Source organism: Stenotrophomonas sp. SrG, from assembly GCF_050031795.1.
Taxonomy (GTDB): Bacteria; Pseudomonadota; Gammaproteobacteria; order Xanthomonadales; family Xanthomonadaceae; genus Stenotrophomonas; species Stenotrophomonas rhizophila_A.
Genome location: NZ_JBNBBE010000651.1, coordinates 1 through 249 on the forward strand (window position 1 = coordinate 1; position 249 = coordinate 249).

Below are 249 nucleotides of genomic sequence, written 5' to 3' on the forward strand. Positions count from 1 at the left end.
CCATGCAGTGCTCCAGGTGAAAGGGTCCACGGCGCGCCAGCACGCGGTCGAGCCAGGCATCGGTCATGCCGAGCCAGCTGTCCGGTGCGAACAAGGCCTGCAGTTGCGCGGCGGAACGCTCCGCGGTGACCTCGGGCAGTTCCTGCAGCACCTCGCGCAGATGCCGCGATCCGGCCAGCGCGCCGCGCGATGCGACTTCCACCAGCGCATGCGCGGCGGACGTGCCCAGTGTCTCGGCCAGGGTCACGG

General features: G+C 71.1%; 1 pseudogene. It reads right to left on the reverse strand.

What is annotated here, in order from left to right:
• Positions 1–249, reverse strand: a pseudogene (locus ACQG3P_RS21180) (3-carboxy-cis,cis-muconate cycloisomerase); the annotation flags it as partial.